Source organism: Niallia sp. 03133, from assembly GCF_052663225.1.
In genome coordinates, this window is record NZ_JBQTCY010000013.1 from 89,379 (window position 1) to 107,170 (window position 17,792).

17 protein-coding genes are annotated in these 17,792 nt (G+C 32.9%); 15 read left to right on the forward strand and 2 right to left on the reverse strand.

All coding sequences use genetic code 11. From position 1 onward, the window contains the following. The first annotated feature begins 54 nt into the window (after positions 1–54). The 5 genes from ACTYBU_RS17775 to galE all read left to right on the forward strand — a co-directional run bounded on the left by ACTYBU_RS17775 (position 55) and on the right by galE (position 5,681). On the forward strand, positions 55–1,503 hold the full coding sequence (locus ACTYBU_RS17775) for a lipopolysaccharide biosynthesis protein (protein WP_445491759.1): 1,449 nt from the start codon (positions 55–57) through the stop codon (positions 1,501–1,503). Next, positions 1,500–2,585 carry a polysaccharide pyruvyl transferase family protein gene (locus tag ACTYBU_RS17780; protein WP_445491760.1) on the forward strand — a complete coding sequence of 362 codons (1,086 nt, stop codon included), beginning with the start codon at positions 1,500–1,502 and terminating at the stop codon, positions 2,583–2,585. The genes ACTYBU_RS17775 and ACTYBU_RS17780 overlap by 4 nt, the downstream gene beginning before the upstream one ends. Positions 2,586–2,713: 128 nt before the next feature. Further along, complete coding sequence (locus ACTYBU_RS17785; RefSeq protein WP_445491761.1) at positions 2,714–3,568, forward strand: aldose epimerase family protein; 855 nt, start codon at positions 2,714–2,716, stop codon at positions 3,566–3,568. A gap of 1 nt (position 3,569) precedes the next feature. Then, positions 3,570–4,523, forward strand: a complete 954-nt coding sequence (gene manA, locus ACTYBU_RS17790) for a mannose-6-phosphate isomerase, class I (RefSeq protein ID WP_445491763.1) — start codon at positions 3,570–3,572, stop codon at positions 4,521–4,523. Between the two features lie 189 nt (positions 4,524–4,712). Then, positions 4,713–5,681 carry a UDP-glucose 4-epimerase GalE gene (galE, locus tag ACTYBU_RS17795; RefSeq protein ID WP_445491764.1) on the forward strand — a complete coding sequence of 323 codons (969 nt, stop codon included), beginning with the start codon at positions 4,713–4,715 and terminating at the stop codon, positions 5,679–5,681. Positions 5,682–6,264: 583 nt separating this feature from the next. Here galE and ACTYBU_RS17800 read toward each other — a convergent pair. Both ACTYBU_RS17800 and ACTYBU_RS17805 read right to left on the reverse strand, forming a co-directional pair. Then, positions 6,265–6,738 carry a YxiG family protein gene (locus tag ACTYBU_RS17800; protein ID WP_445491766.1) on the reverse strand — a complete coding sequence of 158 codons (474 nt, stop codon included), beginning with the start codon at positions 6,736–6,738 and terminating at the stop codon, positions 6,265–6,267. A gap of 12 nt (positions 6,739–6,750) precedes the next feature. Continuing rightward, positions 6,751–7,053, reverse strand: coding sequence for a hypothetical protein (locus ACTYBU_RS17805; protein ID WP_445491768.1), 303 nt, complete (start codon positions 7,051–7,053; stop codon positions 6,751–6,753). A gap of 234 nt (positions 7,054–7,287) precedes the next feature. Here ACTYBU_RS17805 and ACTYBU_RS17810 point away from each other — a divergent pair, with 234 nt between their 5' ends. From ACTYBU_RS17810 to ACTYBU_RS17855, 10 genes are all read left to right on the forward strand, one after another. Further along, entirely contained in the window at positions 7,288–7,794 is a 507-nt protein-coding gene (locus ACTYBU_RS17810; RefSeq protein WP_445491769.1) for a hypothetical protein, read from the forward strand. Between the two features lie 200 nt (positions 7,795–7,994). Then, on the forward strand, positions 7,995–8,321 hold the full coding sequence (locus tag ACTYBU_RS17815; protein WP_445491771.1) for a hypothetical protein: 327 nt from the start codon (positions 7,995–7,997) through the stop codon (positions 8,319–8,321). Between the two features lie 501 nt (positions 8,322–8,822). Beyond that, on the forward strand, positions 8,823–9,359 hold the full coding sequence (locus ACTYBU_RS17820) for a GrpB family protein (RefSeq protein WP_445491773.1): 537 nt from the start codon (positions 8,823–8,825) through the stop codon (positions 9,357–9,359). Positions 9,360–10,024: 665 nt separating this feature from the next. After that, positions 10,025–10,849 (forward strand): creatininase family protein, encoded by an 825-nt coding sequence (locus ACTYBU_RS17825; protein ID WP_445491774.1) that lies wholly within the window; start codon positions 10,025–10,027, stop codon positions 10,847–10,849. A 16-nt stretch (positions 10,850–10,865) separates the two neighbouring features. Next, positions 10,866–11,669 carry an ABC transporter ATP-binding protein gene (locus tag ACTYBU_RS17830; protein WP_445491776.1) on the forward strand — a complete coding sequence of 268 codons (804 nt, stop codon included), beginning with the start codon at positions 10,866–10,868 and terminating at the stop codon, positions 11,667–11,669. Beyond that, entirely contained in the window at positions 11,670–13,025 is a 1,356-nt protein-coding gene (locus tag ACTYBU_RS17835; RefSeq protein WP_445491778.1) for an FAD-binding oxidoreductase, read from the forward strand. A 193-nt stretch (positions 13,026–13,218) separates the two neighbouring features. Continuing rightward, positions 13,219–14,067: an ABC transporter permease gene (locus ACTYBU_RS17840; protein ID WP_445491779.1), complete on the forward strand. Its 849-nt coding sequence runs from the start codon at positions 13,219–13,221 to the stop codon at positions 14,065–14,067. Between the two features lie 81 nt (positions 14,068–14,148). Continuing rightward, positions 14,149–15,144 carry an ABC transporter substrate-binding protein gene (locus ACTYBU_RS17845; RefSeq protein ID WP_445491781.1) on the forward strand — a complete coding sequence of 332 codons (996 nt, stop codon included), beginning with the start codon at positions 14,149–14,151 and terminating at the stop codon, positions 15,142–15,144. A gap of 2 nt (positions 15,145–15,146) precedes the next feature. Next, the gene (locus ACTYBU_RS17850; RefSeq protein ID WP_445491783.1) at positions 15,147–16,478 is read left to right on the forward strand and encodes an amidohydrolase family protein; all 1,332 of its coding nucleotides are present in this window, start codon (positions 15,147–15,149) and stop codon (positions 16,476–16,478) included. 49 nt (positions 16,479–16,527) lie between these two features. Further along, a complete protein-coding gene (locus tag ACTYBU_RS17855; RefSeq protein ID WP_445491784.1) occupies positions 16,528–17,775 on the forward strand; it encodes an amidohydrolase family protein in 1,248 nt (415 codons plus the stop codon). Positions 17,776–17,792: the final 17 nt, after the last annotated feature.

Below are 17,792 nucleotides of genomic sequence, written 5' to 3' on the forward strand. Positions count from 1 at the left end.
CTAATTGTTAAAAGATAAAAATTATAGAAAGAAATCATAATAATTAGAAAATAATTGATTAAATTAAAAATTAAAATCAGGTTAGAAGGTTATGATATGAGTAGAGATAAAAAATTATTAAAAAATACAATAATATATGCTATAGGAAATATTTCATCAAAATTTTTAATATTTTTATTTTTACCTATTTATACAAAGTTTTTAACTCCATCTGAATTCGGTACATATGACTTAATTGTTACTATTGTTGCCCTTATGGTTCCTATAATAAGCTTTCAGATACAAGAGGCTGTTTTTCGTTATATCATTGATGAGAATTCTAGTAGGAAAAGAAATCAGGTGATATCATCTGCATTTCAGATAGCTATTAGAAATATTTCATTAACAAATATTGTATATATAGCAGTTGTATATTTATTTAATATAAAATATTCTATTTTGATAATGTTATATTTTAATGTTTATATTATTTCGGAATTATATTTGCAAGTTGCAAGAGGTCTTAAAAAAAATAAAGAATATGCAACTGCTGGTGTAATAAATACTTTTAGTAATGTATTTTCAATTATATTATTACTAATAATTCTGCATTTGAAAATCGAGGCTTTATTAATTTCTGTTATTCTGGGTTTTTTAATATCGATAGGATATTTAGAAATTAAATTAAAACTTATAAAAAAAGTTAATTTTTTTAAATGGAATTCTGTAATGAATAATCAATTATTAAGTTATTCTATACCTCTAATACCTAATATATTAAATTGGTGGATTATGAACGTGTCAGATCGACTATTATTAAATTATTATATAGGTATTGAAGCAAATGGTATTTATGCCGTGGCGAATAAGTTTCCATCAATGTTGTTTGTAATGAGCAGTATTTTTTATTTAGCATGGCAAGAGAGTTCAATTACTGAGTTTGAATCAAAAGATAGAGATTCTTTCTATACAAAAATGTTTAATGGATATATGAAATTTCAATTTTCCTGCTTATTTATTTTATTATCATGTAGTTATATTTTAATGTATTTTTTTGTGGATAATCAATTTAAAGATGCATATTTTTATATGCCTTTTCTATTTCTTGGTGCAATATTTTCTGCATTTTCATCTTTTTATGGGACTGGTTTTCAAAGTTCTAAAGAAACAAAGGGTTCATTTTATAGTTCAGTTGTAGGCTCTATAATAAATATAATCTTAAATATTATACTTATACCTATGGTCGGAGTACAAGGGGCAGCAATAGCAACAATGTTAGCGTTTTTATCTATGTGGATAATGAGAATTAAGCAAACAAAAAAATATTTCAGAATACAATTAGATTATAAAACTTTGATATCTCTCACAATTATTACGTTAATATTTATGGTTATTTATTTTAATGTTGAATCTGAACTTATTCGAATTACTACTATTATTTTATCGATAGTAATAGCAGGGTTTTATAATAAAAACTTATTAAATTTAGTATTCAATAAAGGTTATTTGAGGAGGACGCAATGAAAGTAGCTCTATGGGGATATTATGGAACAAATTATGGTGATGATATAATGATGGACGTTATTCTCCGTTATTTTGAAAAACAAGGAGCACATATAAAACTGATTGATATTTATAATCATAATCTACAATTAAAAATACAAAATAAATATAAAAATATTGAAGTTGTTAATTATTATGAATATTCAAAAATAAAGAAACTTAAAATTGTAAAAGCTTTAGCTAAATATGATATTAATTTATGGGGAGGAGGAACAATATTTACTGATTCAGATGGTGATGGCAATTTTTCTTCATTTGCTTCAATAGTAAACTTAGGAGGGAAAATTGGTTATATAGGTGTTGGGATTGGTTCGCTAAATAAAAAAAATAGATACTTAAAAACAAAGTATCTATTGAAAAGAAGTAAATTTACGGTATTTAGAGATGAAATTTCTTTGAAACGAGCAGAAAAATATACTGGATTAAATAGATTTAAACTTGCAGAAGATCTTGCATATATGTATTTTCATAATTTAGGTGATATTTCTAAATATAAGTTGAATAATTATGTACTTGTAACTTGGAGAAATTTAATAGGTTATATGTCCAAAGACCAAGAATTATTACTTATGGATGAAGTAGTTGAAAAAGTTCATAATCTTATGAATGAAAAAAATTATTCAAACGTTGTTTTATCAGCATTAGATACTGACTTTGATATTGAAAGTTGTTTAATATTAAAGGATAAATTTACAAAAAAAGGTGTGGAGGTTTACTTTGATGAAGATTCAAGTATTGAAAATATAACAAATATAATATACAACGCTCAATTTCATTTTTCAGGTAGGTTACATGGTAGTATTGCTTCTGAGTTTTTTAAAGTTCCAACACTTAGTTTATCTTATAGTCCTAAAATTGACTATTTTTATAAGTCTATTAATAGTGATAAATATTATGATATATATAGCAATAATCCCATTAAAGATAGCCTAATAGAAGATATCTTTAAAGAAAGTAGCTTAAACTATCACTTTGAAAAAAAAGTGGAAAATTCAATGGAAAACTTTCATTATTTACGAGAATATCTTAAAGCTTACAATTAAGTAGAATAATTTAAAAGGATATATTTAACTAATGTAGCATATAAATCACTATTAGATATTACATTAGAAGATGGTGATTCGTAGTGGAAAATTAGTTTCTAACTCTATGATTTGAAGGGAGATATAATTTGTCCAATAAACAATTTCCAACTTATAAACAACATGAGAAAAATAAAAACTCATGGTTTTCGATAGCGCCAAAACGTGGAGGTATTGTTACTAGTCTTGTACTTGGAGGAGAAGAAATACTTTATTTAAATAAAGATACTTTCCATGACAGTGATAGCAATGTCCGTGGAGGAATACCAATTCTTTTTCCAATTTGTGATCGGTTAATAAATGAAACTTATATGTTAAATGATAAGGAATACAGAATGAAGAACCATGGTTTTGCAAGGAATCTTCCTTGGTCTGTTAAAACAATAGAAGAGGATCGGAGTGCGATTACTCAAGTACTAGAGAGTAATGCAATTACCAAGAAACAATATCCATTTGATTTCAAATTAACATTTGAGTATGTTTTGAAGGATGAAAATTTTATCGTTAAACAAAGTTATCAGAATAAATCAGAAGAACAGATGCCTTTTTATGCGGGTTTTCATCCATATTTTAAAGTTGCTAAAAAAAATCTGTATTATCGAACAGATGCAAAAACATATTTTGATGTGAATGATTCTAGGGTAAAATCAATTGAGAGTTTTTTAGATTTAACTGAAACTAAAGAGGCTCTTATTCTATTAGATAATAAACAAAATAACATTAGTTTTCCTATTGATGAAGAAAAAGAGCTTTTACTGGAATATGGTGAAGAATTTAAATATATAACGCTTTGGTCTGATCCAGGTAAACCATTTATTTGTGTAGAGCCTTGGATGGCAAAACCTAACGCTTTTAATACAAAGGAAGATTTGCAATACTTACAACCGAATGAAACCTTACATACTTTTTTTAAAATAAGTTTAAAGAATAAAGGAGAAAAATAAGGTGAAGCAGCCAATTTTTTTAAAACCAATTTTTCAAGAACGTATTTGGGGTGGAAATCAACTAAGTGATGTTTATGGATATAAAATTCCATCTAATCAAACAGGGGAATGTTGGGCAATTTCCGCACATCCTAATGGACAAAGTGTAGTTCTAAATGGAGATTTAGAGGGGAAAACTTTAGGTGAACTGTGGGACGAGCAGCCAGCTTTATTTGGGAATTTTGAAAGTGATCGTTTTCCATTACTGACAAAAATATTAGATGCAAACGATGATTTATCTGTTCAAGTACATCCGAATGATGAATATGCGAAGGAATTTGAACATGGAGAGTTAGGGAAAACAGAGTGTTGGTATATTATTGATTGCGATGAAGGTGCGGACATGATTTTTGGCCATCATGCAAAGTCAAAAGAAGAGTTAATACAAATGATGGAAACTGGAGAATGGGATAATTTGTTGCAACGCATAAAAATTAAACCAGGTGATTTCTTTTACGTACCAAGTGGCACTATTCATGCATTATGTAAAGGTACGCTGGTATTAGAAACACAACAAAGTTCTGATACCACTTATCGTGTATATGATTATGATCGTATAGGACAAGATGGAAGCTTACGTGAACTTCACTTAGAAAAGGCTATTGAAGTAACAACAGTTCCCCATACTGCAACGAAAGTAGAAGCGGTAATTGCAAAAGAAGAAGGTGGTACTATCACTACTTTTGTTGAAGAAGATTATTTTTCAGTTTATAAGTGGGATGTTGAAAGTTCATTAGAACTGGTTCAAGACCATCATTTTATATTAGCTAGTGTTATTGGTGGACAAGGTACACTTCATATTGATGATGAAATTTTCACCTTGCAAAAGGGATGCCATTTTATTCTTCCGAACGGGGTAGAGCGTTTTAAATTGAAAGGGGACATGCGAATTATAGCCTCACATTCGAGCAATTAAGTAGTCTTAAGGATAATTATGGTAAGAAGAAAGATGACTAGTTTAAAGTTGGAAATATCTATAAGAAGATCACTAGATATCAACTTGGCGAAGTATAGGCTATTATAAAGTGAATTTAAAAAATGAAAAATATATTTATAATAACAGTGTCCATGTATTAAAAATAATTATCCCAAAGGAGATGCTCACATGATTCTAGTAGTAGGTGGAGCGGGATACGTAGGTAGTCATCTGGTAAGAGAACTTATCGAAAAAGAAGAAGTCATTGTTTTAGATAATTTATCAACTGGTTTTAAAAGCCTAGTAGATTTAAGAGCAACTTTTGTTGAGGGAAACTTAGGGGATAGAAAAGTGCTTGATAAAGTATTTACTACATACCCAATTAAAGCTGTAATGCACTTTGCAGCAAATAGTTTAGTAGGGGAGTCTGTAGTAGATCCTTATAAGTATTATGAAAATAATGTTGCAGCAACGCTTACCTTATTAAAAGCAATGCTAGATTATAATGTGAAGAATTTTATTTTTTCATCTACTGCTGCTACATATGGTATCCCACATGTAGATTTAATTGATGAGACACAACCGAATGCGCCGATTAATCCTTATGGGCAATCCAAACTAATGGTGGAGTATATTTTAGCTGATTTAGCAGATGCATATGGTTTAAACTATGTAGTGCTTCGTTACTTTAACGTTGCTGGTGCACATGCTTCCGCTGAGATTGGTGAAAGTCATGATCCGGAAACACATTTAATTCCAATCATTCTACAGCATTTATTAGGAGAACGTGACAAAATTAGTGTGTTTGGTACTGACTATGATACTCCTGATGGTACATGTATCCGAGATTACATTCATGCTACGGATCTGGCAAATGCTCATATACTTGCACTAGAGGCTCTTTTATCTGAATCAAAGAGAACGGTTACTTATAACTTAGGAAATGGTAATGGCTTTTCTGTAAAAGAAGTAATTGATACATGCGAAAAAGTAACAGGAAGAAAAGCGAATATTGAATATGCTGATCGCCGTGCAGGAGATCCTGCAAAGTTAGTTGCTTCATCAGAGAAGATTCAAGAAGAGCTTGGTTGGGAACCTAAATTTAAGTTAGAAGAGATTATTAGTAGTGCATGGAAGTGGCACAGTAAAGGAAAATAACAAATATGGCTGGGACATACTTGGGTTACAAGGTAAGCCCCCAATCAAACAACGCATATGAACATGCAGCACCTCCTGGTACGATAAACGTATCAATTTAAGGAGGTGCTTTTCATATGTTGCAACAAAAACTTACCATTGTTGCCGTTACACTACATTCCGAAAATAAAGTTTCATTTACTGCCACTTCATCAACAACCTCTTCCGATAACGCTTGCACGATAAAATAGCAAACGCGGAAATCTCCTTCTTCAACAGCGTGGATAAGCACATCATCCAAACGGTCATGAGGGAGTTGAAACATCTGTGAAATACAACTATACAAGTGTGGAAAATATTTATATCATTTGTGGAAAAAACGATATGTGTATTTTTGTCTTGCAAAATACACCGCTCCTCCGTTTATGAATAGGAATAGCCTACTAGATTATTATAAATAGTGGCTTAAAAGCTTTGAGGGATTGCCAAGTGCAGGTGTGGATTTCGTATGATGTGATGTTAGGCTTTGAATTTTGGAGCCTGTCCCCCAATGCATTAAAGCATACCGTACTGGGGGGCAGGCTCCAAAATTAACCGAGACGTTTTAATATGGATTTTTAAGAACTTTTTCGTCCTCAATTAGATTATTATAAGACTTCCCATTAATTAGAATTGAATTAGCTTCTATAAAAAAACAATCTTTATTATTAACTTGGAAATAAAAATTTGTTGGAGCAGTAAGTGATTCGATTTCTTTTAGCTCTGGTTCAAGCGTTTTGATATATATTTGTCCGAATCCATTTGGATGGTAACTAATTTCAGTAAGCAATAAGTCATCATTATCTTCATAGTTATTTAATCTATAGGTTTCAATCTCTGCTTCTTGATTTAGATAAAATGATAAAACTTGATTAAATTGAATATTAGTTATTTTAATCACTTCATTTTCGATTGAAACTAATTTTAAAATAATTGATTCATTTAAATAACTAATTTGTAGATCAATAATTTTCCAAAATTCTGCATTCTGAACAAATAGGCTATTTATCTCTTCAGCAAATTCTATTTTGTTTAACAAATTACTACACCTCTATTTCTTATACTTTTTTATAAGATTTATTATTGTAGAAATGGAGGATTCTTGTAAAGTTATGTTAGTCTCATTAGCATTATCAGAGAAATTGCCTGCTCTATTAACAGCTTTATTGCCAACAGACATTCTCCAGTAAGCTTCATCTCTACCACCAGATCCTGCTTCCATTAATCTAATAACAATAGTTTGTTTTTTATTAGGAATAGTAATAACTTTTCCTTTTCCATTTTTAGCATTTTTAGTTGATCCGCCGTAAGCATCTGAAATTTTTGAAACTCCAAAATCAATTAGGGCTTGCATAGCTAGTTTTTTACCGTATTGTTTTATAGCAAATTCGGGGCGTCACTGTGACAAAGAGTAAAGAAGTAGTTCGCTTGCTTGGACAATAGCAGATAAAGCAGGAAAATATGCTCCTACTAAAACAGAAGTACATGGTACGGGAACCAATTACTTTTGACATTATCATGCAAGAGATGCTTATAATAAAAGGGTAGGTGGACATTCCTTTTATTAAGATAGGAGTGAAAATTTTATATGAATCTTAACAAATTGCATCAAAATTTTATGGAATCAGAATTACCATATAAGTATTCTTTAGTTGATGTGAGTAATTTATTAATGACAAAATATCAAGCTAAAGAAAAAGATAAAGAAGATTTTAAAGATTTAAATTCAGATTCTTTTGTGAATTCCCGAAAAATTATTTTTTGTTTTACAATTGACGAAGATAAAGTATTGAACAGTATTTTGTCTGAGGAAGAAAAGAAAGAAAGAGAATATATTAAAAAACAAATATTAAATGACTTAGAGCTTAGTGAAGAAGAAAAACAACAAATAACAATAGAAGAAAATTCTATTAACATTATTTTTGAATCCATTGATAAAAAATTTATTAGTAACTTTAGTATACAAGGAGGTTCAGAACAATTACTTAATGAGCTATTAGTTTTTAAGGGTATTAATGAAAATGATTGCGTGCTTGGAAATGAAGAATATGAAACCTTCCTTATTGCATTATTTAATACTGGATACATTAATTAAAATTTGAAACGCAACTTACAATTAGTTGCGTTTTTCTTTTCAAAATATTAATTGCTCAAACTTGACATACATTTTCAAATTTAGAAAGGAAGATAAATTATGACTCAACGTTATTTTCTTTCAGCAAAAGATCCTTTACCTACTGGAATTTTTGGCAGAAATTTTAAAAAAACACAGTTTTCTCTGGATCGGAATTAGACTTGGCAGCTATTATTGTGAATAAAATAAAAAAAACAGAAATACCTATTCATCTGAAAAATCCTTATTGTGTTACTATCACTCCAGAAGGCGGACAATTTAAAGATGACTCTGATGCTGATAAAAAATGTTTAGTATTATTATTTAAATATATTAATCAAGTGAAGAAGCACTCTTTTAATATTGAGTTTTATACAGCATGGTATGGGGAAGAAAATGATCCCTTATTAAAATGTACAGAGTTGAAATTCAAAGATTTAATTTCGCCTTTGCAATTAATTATAGAAGACAGAGAATATTTCATATTAACAAAAAAAGATTGGGATTAGATTTTTCTCCTGGGCTATGGGGTCAGACCCAATATCATCAACTTAAGATTCCATAAATTGTATTCATTTAAAAATTGTTCGTTTGGAGAGGCGTCCGCTCGACTCCTATGGGAATTGCGAGACAGGCGAGATCCCACAGGAGCGTCTGCGACGAGGAGAGGCTCAGGCGTAGCCCCATGGAAAGCGAGTGGTAAGCCTCGGAAAACCTAACACTTCCCCCTACTTTTTTAACCTTTTTTCTAATTTTTTGAAGTTTAGCTTGATGACATTGGGGTCAACCCCTTAATTCAACAAAGGAATTAACAAAGGAATTAATAATTATAATTGTCTTTCTCTGCAACATTTTAGGGACTAGGATAGCAAAAGTTCAATAAGAAACATACGAGTCAACAATCCAGCTATTGAACTTATATTCTATCATTCATCGACAAATTTTGAGGAGCTTTGGGGCGTCACTGTGACTCACTATATCTATATTTATTGTTGAAAGGAGTAAATAGAATGCAGTTAGGTTTAGGGAGAAACGAAGTTAAACTTGTTCCACACAACAAAGAGTGGAAAAAAGAATTTTTGAAAATTAAAGAGGAAATTCAACTTGCTACAGGGTTAGATTATGAGTGTATAGAACACATCGGTAGCACAGCAATTGTAAATATAGCTGCAAAACCTATAATTGATATATTAGTAGGAGTAAGTAATCTAGATGAAATTAAACCTGATTTGTTAAAAGAATTTGAAAAAATAGGATTTTACCGCTTGAGAGTTGAAAGAGAACAAGAAATAGTTTTATCTAAATTTACAGATGGAACTTTTAAGGTTAAAACTCATTTTATTCATTTAGTTAAATATAAGGGATACAAATGGTCTCAATTAGTTACCTTCCGAGATATATTAAATAAAAACAAAGCATTACGTGAAGAGTACGAATTAATCAAACTGAATTTTACAAATAAAAGCAATGAAGGCATCAATGAATACACTGATTCAAAAGAAGAATTTGTTCTAAAAGTTATTAATAATTTAGATGCGGGTGAGTAAAATGGTGGAAAGAGAAAATCTTATTGACGATGAAATTTTACCTCCTAGCGATATAATATGTCCTGAATACAGAGTACTAAATCACCTAAGAAGAGGGAAATTTAACACCTAGGTCACAGTGACGACCCGAAGGGACTCGGAATTTGTCGAAGATTGATAGATTTGAAGAATTTTGGATTTTTGCACTGTCCCCGGGAGGTTAAAGTGTTATTTTGTTTTAATTGTATAAGCTTCTCCTTGCTTTGTTCTACTTTTCTTCTAAAAGACTTGGTCACAGTGACTACCCGAATTAAATGCTAATTTTAGCATACATTCAAAAGTTAAGATCCCTTTCGGTTAACAATGAAGTTAACTATTAGTTCCCCATTCTATTTGTCTATGAGGGTTATGGCTGAAACCTGACAATAGTGATTCACTATGATTACAATGTTTTTTTAAAGGGGATAAATATGTGAGATTATATTACATAAAATGTAAATCCTTTGTTTAAATTGTACAAAAATTCAAAAAATAAACAGCTATATATACTAATGAATATTTCATTTCTATTTATTATCATTAATAGTGTATTGATGTTAGAAAAAATCACTTAATATGTTAAGTATAAGGTGTTTTATTTAAATTTTGGAAAAATAAAAAGATTTTTCGGGAGGAATGAGGAAAGAATGCTACACAATCGTTATTCTGGACATGCTTTTGAAAAAAGATTTTTACCAAGATTATCTACAAAAGAAGTAGAGGTTTTAGAAAAGGAAGATGCAGTAGTTGTCCTACCAATTGGTGCTATCGAACAGCATGGTCCCCATTTACCCATTTATACAGATACTTTAATAGGGGAGGGACTTCTAGTTCAAGCATTAGAGATGCTTCCAGAAGAGGAAAATATCTGGGTGCTTCCGCCACTTGCATATGGAAAAAGCACAGAGCATTTAGGAATGCCAGGTACGATTACATTGTCTGCTTCCACATTGCAAGCGGTTATTACTGATATTGCGAAGAGTGTGCAGCAAAGTGGTTTTAAGAAATTGCTGCTTTTTAATACACACGGTGGCAATCACGATTTATTAAATATGATTTCAAGAGATATTCGGATTGAGACAGGGTTAACGGTTTTTCGTTTAAATCCTGACTACTCCGTTGTTGCTTCACTTATTTCTGAAAAGGAGCAAAAATTTGGCATACATGCAGGGGAAGTAGAAACTTCCATGATTTTAGCATTAAAAGAATCTTGGGTAAATATGGATTTAAGTCCAACTGAATTTGTACAATTGCCGGAGGATACAAAGCATCTGTATTTAAAAGGGTCAAGCTATTTTGCCTGGGTAATGAATGACATTTCCAATACAGGTGTAGCAGGAGATGCAGCAAGCGCTACAATTGAAAAAGGAAGGAAAATAAATGCTCTCGTTAGTCAACAAGTAGCTAGTGCATTAAAAGAAATGATTCGATTTGACATTTCAACCGTTAAAAGTCCTTTGCAATTATTTTAAAAAGGAGGAGAATTCATTGAATCAAAGTTCAAACCTTTCCGTGTTAGACGTCGAACAGACGAGTAATAGGAATATTGTTCATTTAAAAAATGTCAATAAAGTATATCCAAATGGAAAAACGGCAGTGCAAAATGTTAACTTAGATATTCAGCAAGGAGAGTTTGTTTCATTTGTTGGTCCTTCAGGATGTGGAAAGTCCACGATTTTTAAAATGATTTCAGGATTAATTGAGCATACAGAAGGAGAGCTGCAAATTTTAGGGACAAGCCCACGTCTTGCGCAAAAACAAAGCACTGATGTTTCCTTTGTTTTTCAAGATGCAACCCTGCTTCCTTGGAGAAATGTGATGGATAATGTGATGCTTCCGTTAGAATTTCGGCCTATTCCGAAAGCGGAAAAGCGTGAAATGGCTGAAAAAGTATTAAAAATGGTAGGACTCGAAGATTACAGGAAAGCACTTCCAAGAGAATTGTCCGGTGGAATGAAAATGAGGGTTTCGATAGCAAGAGCTCTGATTGCTAAACCAAAATTATTACTAATGGATGAGCCCTTTGGGGCGCTAGATGAAATTACGAGACAAAAATTACAAGCAGAATTATTAAAAATTTGGGAGCAAGAAAAAATGACCGTTCTATTTATTACCCATAATGTATTTGAAGCGGTTTATTTATCTACAAAAATAGCAGTAATGACACCTAGTCCTGGAAAAATAGAAAATATGGTAGCTGTAGACCTTCCTTTTCCAAGGGAAGCAGAACTAAGAACAGATCATAAGTTTAGTGATATTGCAGCAAAAGTTTCGCATTATTTAAAATTTTAGGTGGTGGTGGTTAATATGTGGCTGGAAAAATTAATGGAATTAATGGGAGAAGATAAAGTAATTGTCAGTCAAAATGTAAAGGAACGTTTATCAAAAGACTATTATTGGTATTCACCAGTTCTTTATGAAGAGTTAAAAGAAAAGATTGCTGATTGCATTATGAAGCCAACGACTATGGATGAAGTGAAAGAAATTGTAGCTTTTGCGGTAGATCATAAAGTTCCAGTCACTATTCGTGGAGCAGGTACAGGAAACTATGGACAAGCTATCCCTCTTAAAGGCGGAATTGTACTTGACTTAACGATGCTAAACCGTTTATTGGAGGTTACTGATCAAACAGTTCGTGTACAAGCCGGAATGAAGCTAGGTGTGTTAGAAAAGAGTCTGCGTGCACAAGGAAAAGAATTGCGGATTTTTCCTAGTACATTTATGACTGCAACAGTTGGAGGATTTCTTTGTGGGGGATCTGGAGGTATTGGCTCCATAAGATGGGGCAATTTATGGGATCAAAACATTTTAGGTGTAACGGTAATGACCGTTGAAGAAGAACCGCAAATATTTGATGTAGCTGGAGAAGAAATAGAACAATATATACATAACTATGGTACAACTGGCATCGTATTGGAAGCGGTTTTGCCAATAGAGAATCGAACAGAATGGGAACAGCATATTGTGTCATTTCATACTTTTAAGGAAGCAATTAAATTTGCAGACGAGTTAGCACATATAGAAGAAGTAACGAAACGTCTTGTATCTGTATGTGAATGGCCAATTCCAACTCATTTCCAAGGCTTAAAAGAATATTTACAGCCCAATAAGTCGATTGTCATGTTGGAATTAGAAGAAAAATCAAGGGAATTACTGAAGCAGTTGATACAGAAATATGCTGGGGCAATTGATTTGACAATTCCTGCTAGTAAATATCATAGAGGGTTGAAAGTATCTGATTTTACGTGGAATCATGCGACATTATGGGCGCATAAACATGGTGAAAACATGACTTATTTACAAGCACGCTTTAAAGTAGGTCAAATTTTTGAACAAATGGATGCGATACGCGGGAAATATGGGAATGAAGTACAATTTCATTTTGAATATATAAAGATAAAAGGTGAAATTACGCCAGCTTCCTTACCGGTATTAATTTATCAGTCAAAAGAAAGATTATATGAAATAATTGATTACTTCAGAAGTGTTGGAGTAGAAATAAACGATCCCCATACTTATTTGCTAGGCTTTGGTGGATATAATTTAAGAATGGAAGAAATTTTGCAGAAGAAAAAAGAAAATGATCCTTACGATTTGTTAAATCCAGGAAAAATTCCAGTGAAACAGGAAACGAGGCTTAATAAATAGGCTCTGTTAAACGATACTGTTGATTTGGGGAATCTGCGAGACTCCTGCGGAAAAACGGGCTGGCAAGACGCTGCAGCGAGGTGCGATCGGGGTGGCTTGCAAGTTCGTCCGAGGAAAACGAGTGCATTCCCTGACCATTTTAAAATTAACAACAAAATTTAACAGAGCCAATAAATAAAGAGGAGGGAACAACGTGGAACAAGCCCGACAAGGATTGACGAAAGTTCAAGCTGTTAAGATTAAAAGTAATAAAAATTCACGGAAAATTTTAAATATTTGGACACCACCTGTTCTTGTGTTTATTTTGTTTATGTTTATTTGGCAATATGGTACGGTGTGGTTTCAAATACCACCATATTTGCTTCCAAAACCAACCGATATTTTAACAGCAGCAATAGAAAATGGCGAGAATTTAAGAAATGCGGTTTTTAGAACAATCTCCGAATCTATCATTGGTTTTCTTTTAAGTGTTATTGGTGGAATTGTTGGTGCAATTTTAATGGCTAGCTCCAAAATTTTAGAAAGAAGCTTATATCCGTATGCTATTCTACTGCAAACAATTCCGATTGTTGCAATAGCACCCATTATCGTTATTTGGTTCGGATCCGGTGCAAATGCAATTGTTATTATTGCATTTACAATTGGGTTTTTCCCGATGCTTTCCAATACATTGGTTGGCTTGAATGCAACTGATAGAGGGATGATTAATCTTTTACATTTATATCAAGCTTCTAATTGGAAAATTATGTGGAAGGTCCGTATACCCTTTGCCCTTCCCTATATAATGGCAGGTTTGAAAATATCCTGTACGCTAGCGGTTGTTGGTGCTATCGTTGGGGAATATATTGCAGGAATAGGCGGAGGAGATGGAGGCTTAGGCTATGCCATAACTGTTGCTTCTACTAAAATGGAAACACCTTTTTTATTTGCTTGTGGGATTTCTGCTAGTATTTTAGGTATATTGTTTTTCCTGGTAGTAAATTTGTTTTCGAAATGGGTGCTTGGATCTTGGCATGAATCAGAAATGAAACGTGATAATTAAAAAAATGAAGGTATTTTTTAGTAGGGAAATAGAAAAGACATTTTTATTAGGTAATTACAAAAAATATTGGGGGAAAAGCTGATGGTTAGATGGAAAGCGGGAAAACGAATTGGGATGGTATTAACAGCTTCTGCGATACTGATGCTTGCAGCATGCGGAAATAGTGATAAGACAAGTGGGACAAAGACCAGCGACGGTTTGGAAAAAGCAAAGTTAGTTACAAACTGGTTTGCTCAGCCGGAGCATGGGGGAAATTATGCAGCGTTGAAAAAAGGCTTTTATAAAGAAGAAGGCATTGATATGACGGTTGAGCCAGGAGGTCCTCAAATATCTTCTACTCAAATTGTAGCATCTGGAAAAGCGCAGTTTGGCTATACGCAAGCGGAAGATATTTTAATTGCTAGAGATAAAGGAATACCATTAGTTGCAATCGGTGCAATCTTCCAAAAAAGTCCACAAGTCCTTATTTCTCATGAAGGAGCTGTAAAAGATTTTTCAGATCTAGCAGGAAAAACGGTTTATACTGCTCCAGGAAGCGGCTATTGGGAATATATTAAGAAAAAGTATCATTTAAATGTAAAAGATATGGCATATACAGGTTCTTTATCTACATTTATTGATAACAAAAATTCCGTGACACAAGGATATGTAACTTCTGAACCTTTTGTATTGGATCAAAAAGGTGTGAAAACAAATTACCTATATATTCATGATTCTGGTTTTGAAACATATGCGAACGTTATTTTTACGACAGAGGATGTTTTGAAAAACAATCCGAAGCTTGTGGAATCCTTTATGAAAGCGACTGTTAAAGGATGGAATTATTATCGTGATAATTCGGATGAAATTAATCCATTTTTAAAAGAAAAAAATCCAGATTTATCCTTAGATGTAATGGAATATGGAGCAAAAACCGAAAAAGACTTAATCTTCGGCGGGGATGCAAAAGAACATGGATTTGGATATATGTCTAAAGAGCGCTGGACAAAACTTCAAGAGGAACTAATAGATTTAGGAATCATTAAAAAGAAGGAAGATGTGTCAAAACTATATACAACTAAATATCTAGGGGAATAATTATGGAAGAAATCCAATTATATAATGTTAGCATTCCAATATTAGACAGTCAACATTTCTATACACTCACCATCAAGAATGGAGTTTTTTCCAAAGTAAAGAAACAAGGGGAAAAAAGGATATTAAATATCCCGAAATTTTCTAAAGGTTTTTCGGTGGATTGGAAAAGTCAAAAAAAGATAGATTTGGAGGGGAGGGTAATTCTTCCCTCTTTTGTTGATATCCACACCCATTTAGATAAAGCATTTTCTCTCAAAATGGTTCCTAATAAATCAGGGACCTTGCAAGAGGCTATTTTAAACTATAGTCAAAAAGCTGCTGATTTTACTTATGAAGAAATAAAAAATAGAGTGATAAAATCAGCGCTTCAATCCTTATCCTATGGAACTACTCGTATTCGTACACATGTGAACTTTGAATTGGATATTTCGCCGAAGGTTGCGTTGAGCAATTTACAAGCAGTTCTCGAAGCGAAGGAATTGATGAAACCATTTATTGACTTGCAAATTGTCCCAATGTTTTCAGAGATTTCATCCAAAAGCCGAGAGGACCTAGAAATTATCGAGGAAGCAATATCTTATGGGATTGATGGTATTGGCGGTGCACCCCATTTGTCGCCAAAGGCAAAAGAAGATATTGACTATTTATTCCAACTTGCTGTAAAGCACCATAAATTTATTGATTTGCATGTGGATGAACAGGATAATCCTAATGTTTGTACAATTGAACAGATAATTCAAAATACAAAAAGATGGGATTTTCAAGGAAGAGTAATGACAGGACATTTGTGTTCTTTATCGGCAATGGAAGAGAGGAAAGCATTTAAAATAATAGAAGATATGGCAATTCAGCAAATCGGAGCAGCTACATTGCCTGGAGCAAATATGTATTTGCAGGGGAGAGGAGATAAAGGGCTAATTCGAAGAGGAATTACAAGGGTGCAAGAGATGCTTCAACGAGGTGTTATGCTTGCAACAGCCTCCGATAATGTCAATGATCCTTTTCATCCATTTGGGAGAGGAGATTTGCTGCAAATTGGACTTTTGACTGCATATACCGCTCACTTAGCAAGTGAAAAAGAGCTCTTAGCCGTTTTAAGAATGATGACAAGTACACCGGCATTTTTATTTAATGATCACAGATACGGAATAAAGGAAGGAAATGCAGCTAGCTTTGTTCTTTTTGACGCAAAAGATATGTATGATCTTTTTGCAAATCTGTCTCCTACTCGCAGGATTTTTCATAATGGTGAATGGATAAGCTGCATGTTTTCTGATCATCGGTTTGAAAACGAACGTTTAAACCAATTATCAAGTGTAATAGGAAAAGACTAGGTTTTTGTTTGAGAACAGATATATTTCAGAAAGGTTCGGTGTCAAATATATGTTTGAGAAAGTAATAAAAAATGCTCAGCTGCCACTTCAAAAGGATCTTTTGAATATCGGTATTATAGATGGTGTCATTGCATCTATTTCAACAGAGCAGCTTATTGGAAAGGAAGAATTTGATTTAGAGGGAAGTTTACTCGTGCCTCCTTTAGTAGAAATGCATACACATTTAGATACAGTGCTGACAGCAGGCGAATCAACTTCTAATAATAGCGGCACCTTAAGTGAAGCAATTGAAATTTGGTCAAAAAGAAAGCAATCTTTAAGGGAGGATGATGTCAAAAAAAGAGCCGCTGCGGCTATAAAAATGCTCATGGAATATGGTGCATTGCATATTAGAGCTGCTGTTGATATTTCTGATCCCAATTTAACGGCATTAACTGCACTTTTGGATTTGAAAAAACAACTTCAGCCTTTTGTTGATTTGCAAGTTATTGCGTTTCCTCAAGATGGGTTGATTTCCTGTTCTGCTAATAGAGAAAGACTTATCGAAGCAGTAAAACGAGGCGCTGATGCTGTAAGTGCTGTTCCACATCTTGAGTATACAAGAGAGGATGGAGTAAAATCTTTGGAATTTGCATTTTCAGTGGCAAAGGAATATGGGAAGGACGTACATATTTTCTGTGACGAGACTGATGATGAACATTCTCGTTTTTTAGAAGTAGTTGCAAGTATAACAATAAAAGAGCAGATGGAGGGAAGAGTTGCCGCTAGCCATGCAAATGCCCTGCTTTATTATTCGGATGCGTATGCGCAAAAAGTTATGTCATTAGTGAAAAAAGCAAAGCTTACTATTGTATGCTGCCCTTTGATTAATAGCACTATGCAAGGAAGAATGGATGCCCATCCGAAGGGAAGAGGTATTACAAGAATTAAAGAGTTAACAGAAGGAGGAATAAATGTCTGCATCGCCCATGATGACATACAAACGCCTTTTTATCCTTTTGGAAATGGGAATATACTGCAGGCAGCCCATATGGCGATTCATTTAGCCCATATGACAGGAAGTGAAGAATTAACTCATATCTATCATATGATAACGTCTAATGGCGCTGATGCATTTTCTATTAAAGAGACATATGGAATAAAAATAGGATTACCAGCTACATTCGTTTCCTACCCTGTAAAGAATATTAGGGATCTTTTCTTTCGTCAGCCTAAATGCAGATTTGTATTTAAGAACGGGGAAGTTCTGATCGAAACAGAGCCTGAAAAAACAAAATGGACACAATCAATGATATAAAGAAAAAAAGAAAGGCT

What these genes read in the sequence shown, in the direction of transcription:
- ACTYBU_RS17780 (WP_445491760.1), top strand. Translation starts at nt 1,500, where the DNA reads ATGAAAGTAGCTCTATGGGGATATTATGGAACAAATTATGGTGATGAT.
- galE (WP_445491764.1), top strand. Translation starts at nt 4,713, where the DNA reads ATGATTCTAGTAGTAGGTGGAGCGGGATACGTAGGTAGTCATCTGGTA.
- ACTYBU_RS17805 (WP_445491768.1), bottom strand. Translation starts at nt 7,053, where the DNA reads ATGCAAGCCCTAATTGATTTTGGAGTTTCAAAAATTTCAGATGCTTAC.
- ACTYBU_RS17810 (WP_445491769.1), top strand. Translation starts at nt 7,288, where the DNA reads ATGAATCTTAACAAATTGCATCAAAATTTTATGGAATCAGAATTACCA.
- ACTYBU_RS17820 (WP_445491773.1), top strand. Translation starts at nt 8,823, where the DNA reads ATGCAGTTAGGTTTAGGGAGAAACGAAGTTAAACTTGTTCCACACAAC.
- ACTYBU_RS17825 (WP_445491774.1), top strand. Translation starts at nt 10,025, where the DNA reads ATGCTACACAATCGTTATTCTGGACATGCTTTTGAAAAAAGATTTTTA.
- ACTYBU_RS17845 (WP_445491781.1), top strand. Translation starts at nt 14,149, where the DNA reads ATGGTTAGATGGAAAGCGGGAAAACGAATTGGGATGGTATTAACAGCT.
- ACTYBU_RS17850 (WP_445491783.1), top strand. Translation starts at nt 15,147, where the DNA reads ATGGAAGAAATCCAATTATATAATGTTAGCATTCCAATATTAGACAGT.
- ACTYBU_RS17855 (WP_445491784.1), top strand. Translation starts at nt 16,528, where the DNA reads ATGTTTGAGAAAGTAATAAAAAATGCTCAGCTGCCACTTCAAAAGGAT.